The sequence below is a fragment of the Lactobacillus helveticus genome, from assembly GCF_046109915.1.
GTDB lineage: Bacteria > Bacillota > Bacilli > Lactobacillales > Lactobacillaceae > Lactobacillus > Lactobacillus helveticus.
Genome location: NZ_CP151471.1, coordinates 601,531 through 621,823 on the forward strand (window position 1 = coordinate 601,531; position 20,293 = coordinate 621,823).

A 20,293-nucleotide genomic window follows, 5' to 3' on the forward strand; every position below is an offset into this window, starting at 1 on the left:
TGCTTGATGCACTCGTAATAAATATATGAGGATCACAAAAGTGTGTCTTGAGTATTTATATTAAATAGCTTCTTTCTTAATCTATTCCTGCATCTAATCTATCAAGAAGATCTTTTAATTCTTTTTGAATCACTTCAATTCGCTGATCAATTATTTTTTTATATTCAAAATAATCTACTCCTAACGTACTTGTCCAAGTAGATAATTGTTGAAGTTGCTCAATTTCCCCTCCAAACACTTTATTTATTCCTGCTTCACTTACATCCCAGGATAAACTACTTTTATCAAGACGTATCTTATTAAAAAAATCAGGATCAGGTTTAGTTAAAATTAAGACTTTAATATATCTGTGGTATATTGATAGATCATCGCACTCATTTAAACCATCAAAAATCATCTACATTTTCGCAGTATTATCATTGTTTTTTTGAATCAATGTGGTCAGCCATTTATTTATCTGCGTGCTTGCCTCACCTTGTACACTACATAACTGATTTATCAAGAATCTAAGATAAGCTATTTGAAGAACTGTCTGTCTTGTTTGATAAATATGATTCCATATAGTGCATAAAACAGTTTGTCCATATTGACCTGCCATCAGATTAACTAGCTTATATTTATTTTTCACTGAATAAGTATTTTTCAGTTGAGGTATCAAAATATCATCAATATATCTGATTAAAACATTAGTATCTTCTTTATAAAGGTCCTTAAATAAGTAACCCGAATAATCTCCATTTTGACTATTTCTTTTTAAAATAAATAGGTATATATCCTCTAGAAGAGTAATATTTTGAAAAGATTTTACAAGAACTGAACTTTGCTTCTCATCTAAAGATACATATCTGAAATAAATTATTCGAAACTTTTCTCCTTTGGACCACACAATAGAACAGCATTCCTCTAATGCTTGTTTATTAACTCTATTGAATTTCTGAGCAAATAATATATTACGATTTATAGTATTGCCCACGTCTTCCTCTGTCTCATTATTAAGCCATCTCTTAAGCAACTCAAATGTCTCTTCATCTACTTTGTCATACGGAATATTGCTAAAGAAATAATACCAGAGAAGATCTTGATGATCGACATTAGAATCTTGTATTAAATTAATTATTTGTTTTAATTCGAATTCTTTAAATAAATAGTTAAAAACTTGTATATTGACATACTCAACAGTTTTTTTACTTTTAAAAATAATCTCGGCAGCACCCAAAAGATCTAAATGATTATCTTCAATATCTTTTATTAGAGATTGAAGTATATCGGATATTTCATACGCAATAATACCATTATCAATTTTTTCCAATAAATCTACAAGTTGCCTTAGTAACCCTAATTTATCTGGAAATTCTCTAATGAATTTGCTTTCATCAAAATCTTTTGAACGAATCTGAATACTTATTTTTTGATAGATTTTAAAAATGGAATTTTCACTAAATTCTTTTAAATTTTGCATTCCTATATTTAACTTATTAAGAGACTCTACTATATTTGCAACTGCTTCACAATCAGTCAAGCTTGATGAATGAAATACTATTGGGATAATCTTTACCAGATATCTCTTGTCATTTTCTATTACATCATGTACGGAATGCACTGAATTTGAGTTATTAATAATAGTTAATCTTAAATTTCTACTGTAATCAGCAATCAAATGTTTAATTGTCTTATGATTTGTTTTCTGATTAGCTAAACTTATTAAACCTTGCCAAATATTTTCTCTAAATTTAACATATTCTGGAGTTTTAAAAGCAGGAAAATTCTGCATTACCAGAAAAGATTTTTCATTTGGAATCTCACTTGCAGTGTGAAAACTCAATTTAAAAAAATCGGGACTAATAGCCAGAAAAATTCTTTGTGCTGATTTTTCAGGAAAATTTTTTATTAGTTCATTAATAAGTGCAATTTGTTGTGTAAATTTATAAAACCTAAAAGTATTAAATTGTATTGACCAGAATTCATCTACTGCCAATTTAAACTGAGATACTTTTTGTGGCACTTTAACAAGGTATTTATAAAAAAGTTCTGCTGCTAACTCGGGCTCGTCATATGATATACCTCCTATTATTTTTAGTAAATAATCATATAGAAAGGTGTCATTTTCAATTTTATTGTCCATATCAACTTTTACTGGCTTAACTTTTTTTATTTTAGCCAATACTAAGCTAACAGATGAATTAATATCATAGCTACAAAACATAGAAACAAATTGCAAATATAGAATTTCATCTTGATCATGGAAGAATTGAAATGACTTCTTTACTTGTTGTGTAACATAGCTATTATTTTCTTCATTCTGAAAAAAGCCACGCAAAGTTTGTACATTATCACGAACAATGTTAGAAACATATCCAAAATAATTATTAATCATAAAATTTAGAGAAATTAATTGTCGATCAAGAAACACTGTCTTTAATACATAGCTACAAATAACTTGATCCTCAAAAAATACATATCTATGATTTACCACATTTATTAATTCCATTTGGGTAAGCATGTCAATATTTTCTTTGAATTCTTCTTCTGAAATTTTGTATTTTTCTAATACCGGTTTATAATAGCTAATTCTTTTAATATCAACATTCTTTAAAAAAGCAATTATGCCCAAAGAAATAAGTCTACGTAAATCTAAATGTTTTCTAACTAAAACATCACCTAATAATTGCTTAAATACTTGACTAAAGTCACTAATATCTGAAAGTCGATGTCTTTTATTAAAGACTTTTGCTGAGAGTAATGCGAATCTTAAATTGCCATGTGATATCGCCCCAATTCTATCCAAGACTATATCATCTTTAATATTATATATTTTTTCAATACATTCTCGAACTTGTATTGCCGAAAGCTGTGTTAATTCCAATATATCAGCATTAACCCAATGCCCCAGTTCTTCATAAACATCATTCTTTGCATAATTTCGTACTGTCAGTATGATTTTTATATCTGATTTTTTTATTTTTCTTTGAAAAGCTTGAAAGACTTTTTCTAAATCATTAATTCGATTTGCATCGTCAAATACTATGACTTTCAAAGAAGAATCATCAATATAGCTTTGAATTTCGGAAATTAATGCTCTTGTATCGAAGACATTGTTCACAAAGAAAACTTGATCACCATATTTTTTAGTGTACTCGTATGCTAGTCTAGTTTTTCCAACACCACTTGATCCAGTTAATATAACCACATTTTTGTTTTGTAGCTTATCATTTAACTGTTCAAGCTCACCTTCCCTATATGCAAAATAATTATATGTTGATGCCCCAGTATATTGATCATTAAAGTCTTTTTCAAACTCTTTAGCAGTCATTAATTGTCGTGGCTTTAATACGAAACCTAAATATTCTTCTGCAAGGCTTCTATACTTATCTCTAATATCTGTTGCCAAATCATAATTTGAAACAAATTCAAAATCTATATTTTTCTTTTTCAGAAGGTTTTGTATTGCCTGTATATCCTTCGGTTCAATATCTGAAGTTGCCGAAAAATATTTTATCTTCTTAATTTTATCTTTATCGATACTACTATTATCAATTTTGGATAAATCATCTTTAACCTTTTGAAATATTTTCTTTTTCTGAGATGTATACTCCATTAGTATATACTTATCGTCTGAGGTAATTATATATGAATCAGGAGTACCTTTAGTAGTTTTATTTTTTCCATCTTCTGAACCTAGAGGTACTATGCTAGCATCAATACCTTTCGTTTTACATTCGATTCTTTCATATTCATCACAAAGTTTTTGAAAAGTAGCTGGATCAATTTCTTTTATTGCTTGTTCTATACGATTTAATTCAGTCAAATATGATCACCTCAGAATATATGTTTTGTTTAAATTATAACAAAAAGCCCTATCTGCTTCACAGATAAGACTTTCATTTTAAATCTCCTTATAACTTCGATAACAGCTTCTCGCCTTGTTGCAATTTATCATGGTTGACAAGTACACCATCATCCAAATCAAGGTCAATTGGGTCTTGAGATAAGTGGTCTAGAATCTGATCATACTTCATAATCTCGTTCATTTGCTTATTAAGAGTAGCAATCGCCTTACGATATTTACTTTTAGCACTAGCTGTTGTTTCTTGATCAAGCAAATTCTGATCAACTTCAATTAGATCATTCATTGCAGGCTGAAGCTCATGCAGATAATGACGTACCATTGGAAGCTGTTCTGTGTTGTAACGCTGCAGATACATCAATGCCTTGAAACCTTTATTTCTACCTGAATTAAATTCCCAGTAAATTGGACGCTTCTGATAGATCTTAGCATGATCCTTATAGAAATCATTTAAGAAATAAGTTCTAATAATATCTTCTGCACTTGTACCTCGTTCAAACTTTTTAGGTTCTAATGTTTGAGCAATGAAGTCCATATTTTCTGTCAATGTTTCAGGGTCAAAGGTCTTAGTCAAGAATTCTTTCAAGCGAACTATGATATCACGATCATCATCAAAGGATTGACGATCAGTTAATAGAATAATATTTTCTGAGTTTGGCTTGAATGTCGTATATTTTGAATCATCCCAGTCGCCACCAGCATAGACTAAACCATCTTGATCTAATGAATAACGACCAAAGACACAGCCGATAAAGTAAGACAAAAATGCTTTGATGTCGCGAACTTGATCTGCTTTACGAACAGATACTTCTTTGTCGTCTTCTTCTGGAGTTAATTCATCTTGCAAGCCATAGAGATTGATGAAGATGCGGTTGAGTTCTTCTTCGTTGGATTTGAGCTGGTTGAAGCGGGTTAGAGCCTCGTCGGACCAGCTATTATAGGCTTGGTGGAGGGATGCAGCATTTTGAGTTAGAAACGGACTTTTTTGGAAGTCCCATGAAGTTTCAAATGCATCCCAATCGGTTTTAGAAATGTTAAGATTACTTTGAAGAATGAAAGTAGTATTATGATCAACATCTAATAAAATTGGTATATTAACAATATTTCCTATTTGGGTGTGAATTGTAGGATTTAATATTTTTAAGATATATTGTCCTATCTTAGAATTCATAATTCCTAATACTATATACAATTTATCTTTCTGCAATGAAAATATAGACATACCTGTTACATCATGAATACTTCCGTTTTTTCTAAATCTCATTGCAAAACTGCCGCTAGTAATATCTGACCAAGTAACCGCTTCTTTGAAATAAACTTGGGAATTTCTGACAACAGAACGTTGCTTCCCATTAGGCCAAGCAAAATGTCTTATTTCATAACCATCATTTTGCCAATTTACTACATAATCATAGTTTCCATACCATTTACGATATGAACCACCTTTATTATATGGAAACCACTTTTTACCAGATTCTACTGAATCTTTAATACTATGTGAATTAAAGCTAATATTATCTATTCCTACTTCAAACCACTGACGTAAAAAACGTTTATTATCCCCAGTTTGTAATCCTACTTTTGCTTGAACTACTTCTCCTAAGGATGTTCCCTTTTCAAAATCATTAATCAGATTCTCACTTGCCCAATAAGCAATAGGACTGCCAGGTATCTTATCAAAATTTGATTGATCAGTATGATACAAATACTTAACAGTTGGATCACTAATAACTTCTAGAACTTTTTGCTCTTGAACAATCATTCCGCCCTTAAAATTACTCAAGCGTAAATAAGTACCAATTTTATCATCTGAATTTTTTAACACGAATGTATCAATAGGAACTGTAGCTTCTTCGAAAGCTGAATATTCCATCTGAATTAAACTATCGATCTTAAAATTATTGATAATATCATGTCTTAATGGTTCATATGTCTTAATAAACATCCAAACCAAAGGTGTCATATAGCCTGCATATCCGCCTTTAACTAATTGATGTACATTATGGTAAATAAAAACAGAGAACAGATCCTTAGAGTAATTCTTATAATTATCTCTCAAATATTTCTTCAATGTTTTATCGAACTTATTCATATAAGGTGGATTAGTAACAACAGCTTCATATTTGGTAGTCATTACTTTAATTATCTTTAGAGTCTTAAGAATCTGCTTTTGTATTTTCTTATAGCCAAAAACATCAAGACCACTTTCAAAATCTAATCCAGCAACTACTTCTTCAATAGAATCCAAATCAATGCTTTCGTCAATTTTGATAATTGATCCTAATTCTGTTGCGTCAGAAAAATCCTTAACTACTTTCTTTAAGTTGCCTCTAACCACTTTATCCGAAATAAAATTATAAAATTCATCAGATACATGAAGATCTTCAAAATAATAAAGATTCGTAGTTGGACTTCTTCTTAAAAAGCGTCGATCATACTCTCTCCCCTTCATCATGATAGAAAAGTAAGCTAACTGAAATGCACGTTTATCGATTTCTAATCCAAAAAGATTATTCTCAATAATTTTTTGAGCAGCATCCCTCTTTGAATATCCTTGCTCAATATACATCTTCATGAAAAGATCAAATGCATATACCAAGATATGACCTGATCCCATTGCATTATCCAGTAATTTATAGTCAATAATATCTTGATTTTCATTAATAGCTTTTATTTCATCTGGTAATAAATATTTTAATTCTTGTCTAACTGCACTATCAGGATGTCTTTCAAGATAATATTTTCCCAATGAATTGTCTACCATGTATCTAACAATCCAATCTGGGGTAAACAATTGTGTAGCAGCAGGAATTTCATCTTTTTGAATAGCTTTACCATTCATATTTACTACTTCTTCATGAGGTGCACTATTGTAATATTGGTAAAGCCAACCAATAATCTGAACTTGTCCTTCCCTTTTGACATCAAAATATTCTTCTGGAATTTCATTAACCAATTCTTTAATGACGCCACGATCATAATGTGGAGTGAACAACAACTTCAAATAATTAGATGTCTCTTCAAACAATCCAGGAAGAATCTCACTTAATGCATCACTTTGCTTAATAAATAGCATGGTATACAAACTATCCATTAATTCAGGAGTCTTTTCTGTTAATGCAGTAGTGATTAGTTCTTTTTCTTCAATACTATAGCCACCAAGATCATCACCAATTTCCATTGCTTCATTGATAATGTCAGGTTCATTTCTACCTTCTTCACTAGAAAGAACCCGCACTCTACTTGGCAAGTAATTATTAACTTCCATAAAACGAATAGCAATTATTCGGTTGAACCAAGTGTAAGCTACTTCTTCTACAAAATCCTTATATGCAGTCTTAGAGTCTTCTTGATATCCGTGGCGATTTAATTCTGCTACAATATCTTTGCGCCAGCCAATTTGTGCACCGGTTAATGCATTAGCTTCATTATCATCAACATAGTATTCCTTGTCTGGGGTTGAAATCGACAATTTGTCTTGAATCTCATTTTCATCAATGCCTAAAGTTGCTAGTTTAACTTTAATAGCATTAATTAATTCTGTTCTTGCATTAATCGCATATTTTTTAATCTTATTCTTATCCATTTAGTTGATTCCTTAATTTATATAATTATCTAAATTATAGCAAACTAAAGACACTCATGAGTAATGTGCTCTGAGTGTCTTTAATTTTATTTGAAGTCTACATTTAAGATATCTGTATGCTGAAGTTCTTGCTCAATATTCTTTCTCAATTCAGCTAAATATTTATCAAGATCTTCTTCATTCGTGATCTTCCATGAGTCTTCATGAACTAGTTCAGTAATATCTTTAGATTTATTGCTCTTAACTCTAACAATCGGCTTAGACTTATCAGGTACAGAAGCTGCAGAAGTAGAGGCTCCCTCATTGTTAGTCTCATTTTCTTCTACTACAGTTTTCTTTTCTCGTAGTTCTTGCTCTCTTCTAGCCTGTTCAGCTAATTCTGAACTAACTCGAGCAATATTTTCCTTCTGTTCATTGGTTTGACCATCAATATTAGTTTTTAGTCCAACCAATGATACATAAGCATCTTCACTAGCGCTATTGCTGTATTCCTTAGCTTTTTGCAATAAAGTATTGAAGACATTTTCCGCCATATCATTTAATTCGCGGTCTTTATCTTCCGGAAAATCTGATTCCGCAATTCTCTTCTTTATTACATCAAGACTTATTTGAATTTGTGCCTCAATCTTATCGTAAGCCTCTTGAATAATATCATTGTATTTATCCGCAAACTGAGTGTTTAACTCTTTAAGCTTAGGAATTGTATTGTTGAAGTTATCATTTTCTAGGCAACCTTTAATCTTTTGAGCTATTCCGATTAAGTCTTGGTCTTCAATTATACTCTTAGCGTAATTGTAGCGATCAAGATAACGATGTGCTTTATTCCAAATTGCTTGTTGGTTACTTGTTTGCTCTACATCCCCGTAAAACTCAAGAATAGCTTTATCTTCGAGTTCTTCATGCCAATCTTCATAATCATCTAAATGATCTGAAATAATCTGGAAGACACGGTCACTATCTTTAACGTTAACAATAGCATTTAGGTCATTAACACCTTCAGCTAATAATTTATGACCAGGATAAGGCGTATCAAAATTATACTTTTTACGCATTAATGCCTTCAACCGACCTACAAAATAATCTGTCTTTTCCTTAATATCGGTTGCCATTTGCTCAGAAGTAGTATTTTCATCTACTGTTAAACGCATATCAAGGATATCATTGACAAAGTCCTTTGCATCCCTCTTTTGACGCATCGATATTTCTTTAACTGGCTTAATTGTCAACTTAGCGATATTATTCTTGCCGATTAAGTAACGTTGCGTTCCTTTGGGATCCTCTTGAGCACTAGTCAATGAAATCTGTTCATTGTTAAAATAGAGCTTAACTTTACCGTTAACAAATGCTTTAGCTACCATCCAAGCAATATCAGTTGGTTTATAACCATAAGGGATTTCACCAAAACGTTTAATCACATTAGCCAATGAGACATTATTCATGCTGCTGGCTTGTACATTGATATAGTTGATGATTTCTTTGATTGCCTGTTCATCATCACTGAACAAGTCATTTTTATTTTTACCCTTTAGGGTATCAAGGATATCTTGATCCGTCTTAACCGCAGTCAAATAATGTAAATTACGATAATTACTATCAATTATTTCCTTCTTGGCTTGCTCTAATCGACTTTCAAAATTACTACCCTTAGGTAAAACATCATCCAAGACATAAATATCAGCATCAATCAGATCATCCTTGATCATCTTCTGAGTGGCTTCCTCTACCTGCTTAGATTCAGCCTTTCTATTAAAGGCAATTTCTTGCTTTTTATCATCTGATCGACTTTCCGGTTTTTGCAAGTAAGCATTAATCTTTTCAATATGACGATAGTTTTCAATATAACGATCATCGTCTTTAAGAACGATAATGATGTTCTTACCATCACTAGCCTTTTGTTGGAAGTCAATTTCTCTATAATCATCAGCAATCAATGGAGAGATAATCTGAATATTGAGATTATTGCTTAAACGGTTTAACCCCATTTCATCAATATATTCATTGAACTCAAAGATATATTGATTCTTCATATGAGGGTAAGTATATTTGGCGTCAATCAAATTAGATGTTAATAAATATGAACCAATCTTTCGAGCTACCTTACGATCATCAACTTCAATTGCATTAATTGCTTCATTAACTTCTCGTTCTGAATCAGTCAAGAATTGGTAAGTATCTAGCTTCTTTTGAATATAATTCTGTCTCATTAAGACATTCAAAGCGTCCTTAACTTCTGCAGTTAAAGCTTGTCTATCTTGATCAACACTATCTAGCAGTAAAGTAACTATATTTTCTAAAGTTGAAGGATAATTATCAACATAACGTACCATGAAGAGAACGGCTAATACTTGAATATTAAAACAATAGTCTTCATTATTTTTGTTAACATACCTATCGGTTTGAGCTCGATCAAATACCACTTGGTGATCATGGCTTAAGAACTCTTTCATCCCGATAAAGAATGCAGAAAATGGTACTAATCTACCTAACTTATCATCCTCATATCTTTTAGTAGCTTCTTGGAAAGTTCCCAACATTGAACGTTCACCATCGGACATATGGCTACCATTTGCACCATGTTGACGAACTGCTGTCAAGACTTCTTTCAATAAACTAAATTGATAAGGAATAAACGGATAGTTTTCGACAAATTCTTGAGCATTATCAAATTTTTGACGCTTGATTGCATCACTGAAATTAATCTTATTATTAATGCTATATTGCTCTTGAGAGTATATATCTGCCAATTGATCACTTACTAGTGGCTTTTTAGTCAGTAATCTTTTACGAATAACTTCATCTGCGTTGGCAGAACTCATATTGATCAAAGTATTAAAACGACCTTGAATTTTAGAGAAATCTCGTTCATATTTAGAAAAGTTGCTGGCGACTTCATCCATTTGTTGCTGAGAAGTAACTACTACCCAAGCACGACCTTGACATTGGACACCTAATTGTTCAACGATCGTCTGCAAATTAAGCATTCTACTATTATTGTCACCAATAAATTGACCAACTTCATCAGCTAGGAATACAAAATGAGCATCATTGCCTTGTTTATCAAGATAATCTTTAACCAACTTAGTAAAAGCTGTTGCATCAATACTAAATTTTTTAGTTAACAAAGTTTTAACATAATTATCTGCATCTGTTTCATCTAATGCGTCACAATTTACTAAAGCAGTCTTAATCTTAGTTGACATTAATGCATAATTTTTTCTAAGTTCAACCCAGCTAGAATGATCCGTTGTAGCTAAATCTGCAAAAGCTTGCTTAAAGGCCTCATATTTACCAATGCTATCAAGCCAGCGTTCCATATCTGCTACTACTGCAATTGGTGAATATCCTAATTGCTCATTAAAGACTTTAAGAAAGACATCTAGAATTGAATTATCATTATTTGCAGCGTTCGAATCAGCCTTTGAATCAATATTGAATAAAGCAACTTCGGTCGGTACACTAGTAGCTTTATTAATGGCATCAGCTAAATGATCATCATCGAATTTACCATCTTGTAAGAAGTAATCAATTGCTTGACGTCCTTTTACCGTATCATTCTCTAATAAATAGGAAAGGATTTTTAAGAAGTGAGATTTACCTGATCCAAAGAAACCGCTAATCCATGCTCCCATTTCATCGGTAGGATTATTAATACTCTTATCATAAGCATCAAAAAAACGAGTAAAGTTACGTTTTAATTCATCAGTTACAACATATTCTTCGAGTTCTTGTTGTTTAATATCATCACTATCTTGACCAATTTTAATGACGCCACGAATATCTCTATTTATATCTTTTGCAAAAATATCTTTTATTTGTATCATAATATGCCTTTAATCTATTCTGAATGCTCTGTAGTAATTCTGATCCTTAATTTCGCCAAATGCACGCAAGCTCATTTCATCGTAGTTTCCAGGATAGAACATAACAACTGGATTATTATCTAATACTTGATGCATAGTGTTTAAAATTTTATGAGCGCGAATAATTGGATAGACTTTGCCTAGTCCAGTCAGAAATACAATACATTGTCCATCCCCTTCTGGAATTCTTTCTTTAATATATCCAACAATCAAATTATTATTTTCACTCATTTCAAGAATGTTGTTTATTTGTTCGATTAAAACATCGAATCCTTGATTTTTCTCAATATCCTCTAAAATCGGAATAGGATCAGATCCAGTATATTTTTCTTGATCCTTGAGCAAATGCATCATAATGTCATAAATATCAAATACTTTTAGATTAACTCTTGCTGCACGGGGGCTTTCTTGAATTTTATCAATCTGCTTCCGCATATAAAGTTCCTGATCTGCTGGATAATCAAAAACATAATAGCCTACTTCATTTGATAAACCTTCGTTATGTCGAAACTTAGAATCGTCCATTTTTTCTTTTAAGTGTTCGATCCTAACTTTAATATTCTCAGTCATTACATCCCTCCTAAAGCAGCTAATTCATAATCTAACTTTGCAACTTTCATTGCTAAAACTAATTGAGAATCAAGTAATGGAAACAGAAGCTTATCTTGTTTTTTATTTTGAGGATCAATCTCCATCAATCCTCCATCCCGCATATATGTCTTTAGTGCTCCCTTAATTCGCTTATAAGTATTTAGCGACCACGCAGCAATTGTAGGACTCTCTATCCTTTTTTGATTAATAAATGCTTCCACTTCATAGCTTTTCAAAATATCCTCTCGCATTTGCACTTTGGGACGATACACCTCATAGATAAACTCATCTAAAATACGACTAGTTAACATTACTGACAATAAAGAAATGATTTTTTGATTGGAAGTATCAAGTTGCGAGAATATATTTAAAACTGATTCAGGCAATGCTTTTACTCTGACGGCAAGGTTTCTGGAACATCTTTTAGCACGTGCTTTCGTTGGCATTTGAAAGATATTTTCTTCATCACTCATTTGCTTAATATCATTAATACTATAACCTGACTGATAAAGCTCAATAAATTTTGTAAGTTCTGGCAGCCAAATTGCATAAGAAGCAATTCCACCATTATAACTGCGTGACATTATAATCCCTCATTCAATTTAGTAACATTTTCATTATATCAATGATAGGAAGTGAATTACATACGAAAAAATTAGGAAGATCAAATTAAGATTATCCCGTTTGATCTTCCTATATTACTATTTAATTGTGTATTTGACTTGATCAGATATACCACATAAATCTGCTATTTTTGAAATTATTGCAATAATTGTTGTAGCAGAGTGATTAGTTTCTGCTCTTATATTGTTTGCTAGTACTGCTGGCCGATTAAAGTGAGAAAATAGTTTCATGTCTAATGAATCGTCTTGACGAATTTTTTCAAAATTACGACTGTCAATTGCCCAAACATAGTTCAGAAAAATTACTAAAGCACTACGCCAAGAGTCAATTGAGTAATCTCGATCATTTAATGTAATACGAACAGGCTTCTTACCTGTTACGTCAACTTCTTCATTAATGGTATGTTCTCCAGCAATATCTTCAGCTTCTTCGCTCTTAATATCTGGTTTGGCAAAAATTTGACAAAGTTCATTAGATAAATCTTTTGTACGATCAAGTATTGTATCTTTATTCCATTGATCATATCTCTCAGGAATTTCTCTAGTTAAAGAAACATTGGATTTGCTATAGTATTCTTTTTTATCACTGAATATTTTATTGCTCATTTCTTGATTATACATAGTCAAAGTCAAGTTTCCTATTGTACCGCCTAGTTGATCATTTATTTTATCAGCATTTTTGACTTCTAGACGCCAATCATTATTTAAACGTTGTGGCATAATATGTTCTACTTGAGCATTATCAAAGTTAATAGTTTCCCTTGTTCTGTTTTCTTCTAAGACTACTAAAGCTAATTTAGCTAGATTATTTCTTTGTTTATAAAGATTTACTTCTAATAAACTATTTTTAAGATCAGAATCATCAGGGAAACTATTATTTAATTTATATATTTCATTTTTTTGTAAATCAGACTTTGCCTTGTCTTTATCACATAGCGCAATAACTATTCTATTTACTCCATTAGTAGCATGACGACAAACTTTCAATCGGAACAAATAGCTCTCCATAATGTGTGCTAATTCAATTAATTTATCCCAATCAATTTCAGAATTTTGGCGCATTTCTAATAACATTAAGAAATATGGATAAATTACTTTACTTTCCATTACATTTACATGTCTTAGAATTTTATTAAACTCAGAAGATTCTGTATTGCAATTGAGCATTTCATTATAAAACTTAGCAAATTTATATAAATCTGCTAAAGCCGCCTCTGAATCTAGATTATGTGTGTGAAAATAATTTTTATAGGTATCATAGACCTTGTTTCTTTTTACTAAATTGTGAGTTTTCATTATTAAATAATGACGTAAAAATTCAGTAAATGCATTTGTAGTAAAGAATTGTTCTATTTTAATCCAATATTCCTTATAAAGATATGCTTGATTTTCTGAATCTAAGCTCATTAATAAAAAGTTTCTTACTAAATCAGAAGCTGAAAGAGACACGCCAGTTGAATTAAGACTTTCAAAAATAATTTGTGGATTTTCATCCCCAGGATCATTTGTTAATTCAATATATACCATTGCAAAATGATCCATAGATTCATAAAGCTGAGGAGTATTAATTCCAGAATCAGTTATTCTCTTTTTAAAATAATTATAATTTTCTACTACTTTAGATGGGTTATTATATTCTTTACCATTCATTACAGCAAAGAAGGCATCAGCATCATGATCAACGGGCTTCAACTTAAGATGATTATTTGCATCCAAATATTTATTGGTTAAGTACTGTTCTTCAATTTCATCCTTATTTTCTGCATCAATATCAGAAATAGCCTTAAGCAATAGAGTCAAACTCATTAGTCTTTGTTGCCCATCAATAATTCGATAAATATGACTCATTTTTTTACCTGAGTCAGTAACGTAAACTACTGCACCAATAAAATGATCTTGATCTTCCTTTTCTGCTGTTAACAAGTCATTAAAAAGTTGTTCGCATTGGGGCTTGCCCCATTCATAATTCCGTTGAAAGACTGGAATTTCAAAAATAGTTTTTCCGTTTCCTAAAAAATCAAATAAGTTAATACTGTCTGCCTTCAATTTAAATACTCCCATTTTACTTTATGCTATTATATATCTTTTGCCAACACTCTTTCCAATCATCACGAGGAATCTTCTTTTTCAGTAATTTAAATTACAGTAATTATAATTATCGTAATTACGATTACTGAAAATTAGTCAAAAATAAAAAAGCATCCCTCCTCGGAATGCTTCATCTAACAAACAACTACCTATTCATCATCCTGATAATACAAATCGTTAAACTTCTTATGCTTATATTGCTGTGCAAGTTGTGGACTCTTCCAAGTAACGCAGTTAGTCCAAAGACCAGCACCTTCACCGATCACTAATACAGGTTGATCATTTTCAGTATGAGGGCCGTAGAAAGTACCATCACCAGCGCCTTGCATCCAGCCCATCATTCAAATATTTAATGCCATGTGCCTTCCAAAAGCTAGCTCTTCCCCAATTTTTAGTTTCTTCAACTAAGCCGGCATCAACTTCTTCTAGTGCTAATTTCATTAATTCTCTAATAAATCAAAGAAGTAGCACATTAATGCCTTTTCACGAGCAATAACATTATTTTCAGACTTAATAATTTTTACGATATCAGATCAGTTATAATAGATTCCATAAAGACCAGCTTCTAATGTGTTTTTTGTTCTTAACATCAGACTACTGGTCTTTTTGTTTTAGCTCAAGTCCAAATTCAAAGGACTTGAGCTTTTTTAATTATTTATTCAACTTACCGCAAAAAATTATACACTTAGTTATTCATGTCAACTGCGTCAATTTGATTGTTATCATAAGTAGTAAAGTACAGAATTCCTTTATATAAATTCATACAGTCTGAATACATTGTATATTCAAATTTACCAGGTTCAATTTCGTCCAATCTCTTTGCTTGTTCGACTGAATGCAAGATATTGAAGAAATTCGTTACACTTTCAGTTTCGTCATCACTCTTAGGTGCATGTGCCAAAGTAAATGCTACCTTAACAAAGCGTGAGCTAGAATCCATTCCGCCAAGCAAATGACGTGTCCCTAGACTTCTACTATACATATTCAAATCAACATTAGGAACAATTGTATTCTTAGGTTGTGCTGGTGAGACAGCCGCAAAATCAGCCAACTTTTCAATTTGTGCTAGGAAAACTGAAAAGTTGGTTAAGACATTCACTGAATCGTCATAAATATGCATCCCGCGATACTCATCAGAAATCGCTACACGGTGAATGGCCACATAAGGATCAAGATCATTATTCCATTTGCCATCAACCTTTTTATAATTGGGATCAGGTCCATCAGTAATTGCAGTGTAGCCAGCAATTTTCTGATCAACGATTAAGACCCAGGCTACGCCTTCTTCAATGTCGGCTGTAATTGTTTCAACATTGGGATAATCACTCTGCCATTGCGGGTTCCCCTCTTCTTTTAAAAACTTTTTTGCTTCATCAATGATCGGCATAATTTGTTCAAGGTCATTTTTGGCAGCTTGACGAATATAAATTAGTGACATAGTGTCTCCCTACTCTAAATAAAATTTTATCAAAGGAGTTGGTTTTTCGCTAATTTAAAAACTACCATGCGATAATTCTTAATGAAAAAATCCACGAACCATTTGGCTCGTAGATCTTTAATAATAATTAGAATAAATCAATGTGACGTAGTTTTCGTTTTAAGGTTCCTTGCTTTTCTAATAGCACGAATTTACGCGATAAAGTTTCGGGAGTAGTACCTAAATACAAGGCTAAATCTTTCATTTTTAATGGCAAAGTAAATGAATTTTTATTCACTTGTTTTGCATAAGTCTGCAAATAACTCAATAGTCTATCTTCCACCTTAGGCAAACTAAGTAATTGAATTTGCCTATGCATAGCACGTACTTTAATGATATTTTGCTCTAAGAGTTGAATACTTAACTCTGGTTTTTTTTTCATTAGCGCTAAAAAGTCATTTTGATTAAGCAAACAAATCTCACTATTTTCCGTAGCTTCAACATAAGTATTTGTATTTACTTCACCAAATAACCAGTTTTCACCAGCATAATCACCCGTTTTTAAAATCTGGGTAACATTTTCGCGCCCATTTTCGTCTAAAGTATAAAGGCGAGCACCACCATGCGCAACAATTACTAAGTTATTACTTGATGTAGGATCCATTACTAATTCACTTTTTTGATAATTCTGATGACGAACTAGCTCTTCTATTTGCATTTGATCATTTGTCGGTAATGCATTAAATAATGGAACTAAGTGTACACACAACTCTGCCATCCAAAAAACTTCCTTTACTTAAAAATCACCGTCATCATCATCTTCTTCAGTATATAATCCTTCACGCAATTCATGACCTAAGAAGTTTTGTGATTGACAAATTTGTTCCTTAATCCATGCTAGAAATTCAATTAAATTGGCATTCAATTCTGGCCAAGCTTCTTTTTGAGCTAAGGCAATTGCCTTAGTAATAAATAAGATTTGTGTATCAAAATCTTTTACTAAAGCAAAAAGTTGGTCTTGGTCATCTTCGTACTTGCTTGCTCCGTCTTCCTCAAGCATAGTATATTCTTTAAATTGATCAGTAATGGTAGGTATGCTTTCACCGTTATTAACCAAAATTCGATTTAGTTGGTTAAACTCATTCTGTTCATATCTGATCCACTCATCAGCATGCTGCTCTAAAAACAAACTAGCTTGACCCTTGGCGAAGAACTTGGCCTGATTAATTTTTAAAGTGTGAATCAGTAAATTGGCAATAATGTGACCAACCATTGCACCAGCTGTAGGCATATGATGATCAATGTCACTTTGCTTTAACTCTGCCTTATATGCTTCTTCAGCCTTCATTAGTTTAACTCCTTTGCCTTTACATCCTTAACTTCATAGCCCATCTTTTCGATTGCTGTTTTAACATCATCAACATCAGCCTTATCAGCATTCATCATGAACTTTAACTTACCGGCATTAAATAATACCTTAATTTGATCTGTACCATCGACATCTTCAACAGCTTTTTCAATCTTGGTTAAACAAGATGGGCAAGTCATCCCACCTAACTTCATCATTACTTTTTGCATAAAAACCTTCCTTTCTTATTCCTTACATGTTTAATGCTAAATCTTTTCTTTATCAGAAAATTGATGGTTATCAACTTTTCGACGATTTCTAATTAAGCGCATACCATTTAAAATTACGACTAAGATGCTAAATTCATGAATAAACATACCGCTAGCCATTTCGACATAACCTGCAAATAACCCAATGAACAGTAACAAAACAGTTAACAATGCAATTACAATATTTTCATTCATATTTAAAACGGTCCGCTTAGAAATTGATAAAGCATAGGCAATTTTACGCAAGTCATTTTTGACTAAGACAATATCCGAAACATCAACTGCAACGTCTGTACCGCTACCGATTGCAATAGCCACATCGGCATTAGCTAATGCAGGACTATCATTAACCCCATCACCGATAAAGGCAACGTGATGACCATTTTCTTGTTCCTGCTTAACAAATTGTGCTTTATCCGCTGGAAGCATTTGCCCATGAACTTCATCAATTGGCAAATCAGCCGCAATTTGTTGAGTAGTTTCTTGATTATCACCTGAAAGCATAACCAACTTCTTGATACCTAGTTGCTTCAATTGCATTAACGCGGTTTCTGCTTCTGGACGAAGGCGATCTTTAATGCCAAAAATAGCCAATTTACTTTGATTACTATTAGCCAAGACTGCAACAGAGTTTCCTAAGTTACTTAGTTTATTAACTACTTGAGTTAATTCAGGATTAGCAAAAGTATTTTCTTCAATTAAAGCTAAATTACCTAAATAATACTTTTCTCGATCTAAGTCAGCTATCATACCCTTGCCCTTAACTGTCTTAGTCTCAATTTGATCAATCTTTTGCTCACTAAGCTTAGCCATTGCTTTAGCTAACGGGTGATTGCTTTGAGACTCAATGTTAGCAGCTAGGTTAACAACTTCGTCCTTATTACCACTCAGAACTTCAATTTTATTAACCTCTGGGTGACCAACTGTTAAAGTACCAGTTTTATCAAAGGCAATTTCATCGACTTTACGAGCTGCATCCATTACTTGAGAGCCCTTAAACATCACGCCATTTTTAGCTCCGTTACCAATACCGGCAACAGTTGAAACGGGAACTCCAATAACCAAAGCACCTGGACAACCTAGAACCATTACTGTAATTGCTAATTTGAAGTCTCTTGTAATTAAGCCTACAATAATCGCAATCACTAATACCGCAGGAGTGTAGTATTTAGAAAAACGATTGATCAACTTCTCAGTATGAGATTTGGAATCCTGAGCTTTCTCTACCATTTCGATAATCTTGCCAAAGGTAGTATCATCTCCGGCTGCTGTAGTCTCTACTGTCAAGGTGCCATCTTCTAGAATTGTACCAGCATAGACTTGATCACCTTGTTTTTTATCGGCTGGTTTCGACTCACCGTTAACATTAGCTTCATTTAGATAACCTGAACCCGCAACAATTTTTCCATCAACTGGGACTTGATCTCCGGTTTTAATCAAAATCTTTTCACCAGGATCAATAAAATCTACATCCTCTTCTTCCGTTGTCCCGTCATCTTGCAAGACTAACGCGGTTCGTGGCGCCATTTTAGTTAAATCAGATACAGCTTTACGCGTCTTTTTAAGAGTAAGTTCTTCCAGAACATCACCCAATGCAAAAAGCCAGGTAACAATTGCTGCTTCATTAAATTCGCCAATAATAATAGCGCCAATTACTGCCAATGACACCAAAACATCAATGGAAACTAATTTTACTTTCAATGATGAAATAGCTGTTAACAATATTGGAATTAAACCAATAACTCCTACTACTAGCATCAGAACTTGATAAGCAGCATTGATATGGAATAACCATTTAGCTGCTTCCGCAAGTAAAATCAGCACAGTATTAAGTGCCAAAATTATTTTTTGATGTTTAACAAAAAATTGTTGAATTTTTACCATTTATATTCTCCTTTGCTTTTCATGTTTTAGTTTAGGAGAAATGTTGTTAGCAGAAATTGACGACCATCAAGAAAAAAGCACTTAATATTAAAAACTAAGTGCTTTAAAACTAACAAATTATTCTTTATCTTTAATCTTATCCTTCAGATCCAAGCTCTTTTCGTAGATCAAGAAACCAATCACGCAAGTAATAACATCACTAATCGCCTGCGACCAAACAATTCCGTGGTAGCTTAAAATTATTTTCATTAATTCCAAAACTAGGAAGTAGACCACACCTTGACGAGCAATCGCCATGATGAAAGCACCCCAAACATTACCAATTGATTGAAAAATAGTTGTATAAACCAAGACAATCCCCACAACTGGTGTTGTAATTATTGTCGCTAGTAACATATAGCTACCAGCATTAACAATATCAGGCTGATTCATGAATAAAGCAATTACTGGTCGCGCAAAGATGATCAATAAGCCACCAACAATAATTGCATAGATAACTTGCTACCAACACATTCAAGTACTGCATCAGCACCGCCGCGAGTAACATCAAGCAATTTCTTGATTCCTTCCTCATCACGTTCAGCAGTTCAGCAACATTATCAGTTGCGCCAAATTCATGTGCTAAAGCTTCACGATCTGCGTGACGACTAGTTGAAATAATTTGTTTAGCTCCGCGCAATTTAGCTGCAATAATTGCGGAAAGACCAACAGCACCGTCACCTAACACAATTACCGAATCTCCTGGTTGAACATTAGCAACACGTGCTGCATGATAACCTAAAA

General features: G+C 32.5%; 13 protein-coding genes and 3 pseudogenes. All 16 read right to left on the reverse strand.

Annotated features, from left to right (window positions below; genetic code table 11):
• Positions 1-76: 76 nt before the first annotated feature.
• Positions 77-397: a hypothetical protein gene (locus AADV52_RS03110; RefSeq protein ID WP_014918805.1), complete on the reverse strand. Its 321-nt coding sequence runs from the start codon at positions 395-397 to the stop codon at positions 77-79.
• Positions 398-3,805 (reverse strand): ATP-binding protein, encoded by a 3,408-nt coding sequence (locus tag AADV52_RS03115; protein WP_014918806.1) that lies wholly within the window; start codon positions 3,803-3,805, stop codon positions 398-400. It lies immediately after the preceding gene.
• 88 nt (positions 3,806-3,893) lie between these two features.
• A complete protein-coding gene (pglX, locus tag AADV52_RS03120) occupies positions 3,894-7,430 on the reverse strand; it encodes a BREX-1 system adenine-specific DNA-methyltransferase PglX (protein ID WP_014918807.1) in 3,537 nt (1,178 codons plus the stop codon).
• An 86-nt stretch (positions 7,431-7,516) separates the two neighbouring features.
• Positions 7,517-11,251, reverse strand: a complete 3,735-nt coding sequence (brxC, locus tag AADV52_RS03125; RefSeq protein WP_014918808.1) for a BREX system P-loop protein BrxC — start codon at positions 11,249-11,251, stop codon at positions 7,517-7,519.
• A 9-nt stretch (positions 11,252-11,260) separates the two neighbouring features.
• The gene (locus tag AADV52_RS03130; RefSeq protein ID WP_014918809.1) at positions 11,261-11,860 is read right to left on the reverse strand and encodes a DUF1788 domain-containing protein; all 600 of its coding nucleotides are present in this window, start codon (positions 11,858-11,860) and stop codon (positions 11,261-11,263) included.
• Entirely contained in the window at positions 11,860-12,465 is a 606-nt protein-coding gene (locus AADV52_RS03135) for a DUF1819 family protein (RefSeq protein WP_014918810.1), read from the reverse strand. Before AADV52_RS03135 ends, AADV52_RS03130 begins: the two co-directional genes overlap by 1 nt.
• A 117-nt stretch (positions 12,466-12,582) precedes the next feature.
• On the reverse strand, positions 12,583-14,550 hold the full coding sequence (locus AADV52_RS03140; RefSeq protein ID WP_014918811.1) for a DUF262 domain-containing protein: 1,968 nt from the start codon (positions 14,548-14,550) through the stop codon (positions 12,583-12,585).
• Between the two features lie 191 nt (positions 14,551-14,741).
• A complete protein-coding gene (locus AADV52_RS03145) occupies positions 14,742-14,933 on the reverse strand; it encodes a hypothetical protein (RefSeq protein WP_162470549.1) in 192 nt (63 codons plus the stop codon).
• A 40-nt stretch (positions 14,934-14,973) separates the two neighbouring features.
• Positions 14,974-15,119, reverse strand: a pseudogene (locus AADV52_RS03150) (ISLre2 family transposase); the annotation flags it as partial.
• 158 nt (positions 15,120-15,277) lie between these two features.
• Positions 15,278-16,030, reverse strand: coding sequence for a linear amide C-N hydrolase (locus AADV52_RS03155; RefSeq protein WP_014918813.1), 753 nt, complete (start codon positions 16,028-16,030; stop codon positions 15,278-15,280).
• Between the two features lie 127 nt (positions 16,031-16,157).
• Positions 16,158-16,787, reverse strand: a complete 630-nt coding sequence (locus tag AADV52_RS03160; protein WP_014563598.1) for a Crp/Fnr family transcriptional regulator — start codon at positions 16,785-16,787, stop codon at positions 16,158-16,160.
• Positions 16,788-16,805: 18 nt separating this feature from the next.
• A complete protein-coding gene (locus tag AADV52_RS03165; RefSeq protein ID WP_014918814.1) occupies positions 16,806-17,357 on the reverse strand; it encodes a DNA-binding protein in 552 nt (183 codons plus the stop codon).
• A complete protein-coding gene (locus AADV52_RS03170) occupies positions 17,357-17,587 on the reverse strand; it encodes a heavy-metal-associated domain-containing protein (RefSeq protein WP_014563600.1) in 231 nt (76 codons plus the stop codon). Before AADV52_RS03170 ends, AADV52_RS03165 begins: the two co-directional genes overlap by 1 nt.
• A gap of 36 nt (positions 17,588-17,623) precedes the next feature.
• On the reverse strand, positions 17,624-19,510 hold the full coding sequence (locus AADV52_RS03175; protein ID WP_014918815.1) for a heavy metal translocating P-type ATPase: 1,887 nt from the start codon (positions 19,508-19,510) through the stop codon (positions 17,624-17,626).
• A gap of 117 nt (positions 19,511-19,627) precedes the next feature.
• Positions 19,628-20,011 (reverse strand): annotated as a pseudogene (locus AADV52_RS03180) (MATE family efflux transporter); the annotation flags it as partial.
• Positions 20,002-20,288 (reverse strand): annotated as a pseudogene (locus AADV52_RS03185) (zinc-binding dehydrogenase); the annotation flags it as partial. The pseudogenes AADV52_RS03180 and AADV52_RS03185, both read right to left, overlap by 10 nt.
• Positions 20,289-20,293 lie beyond the last annotated feature (5 nt).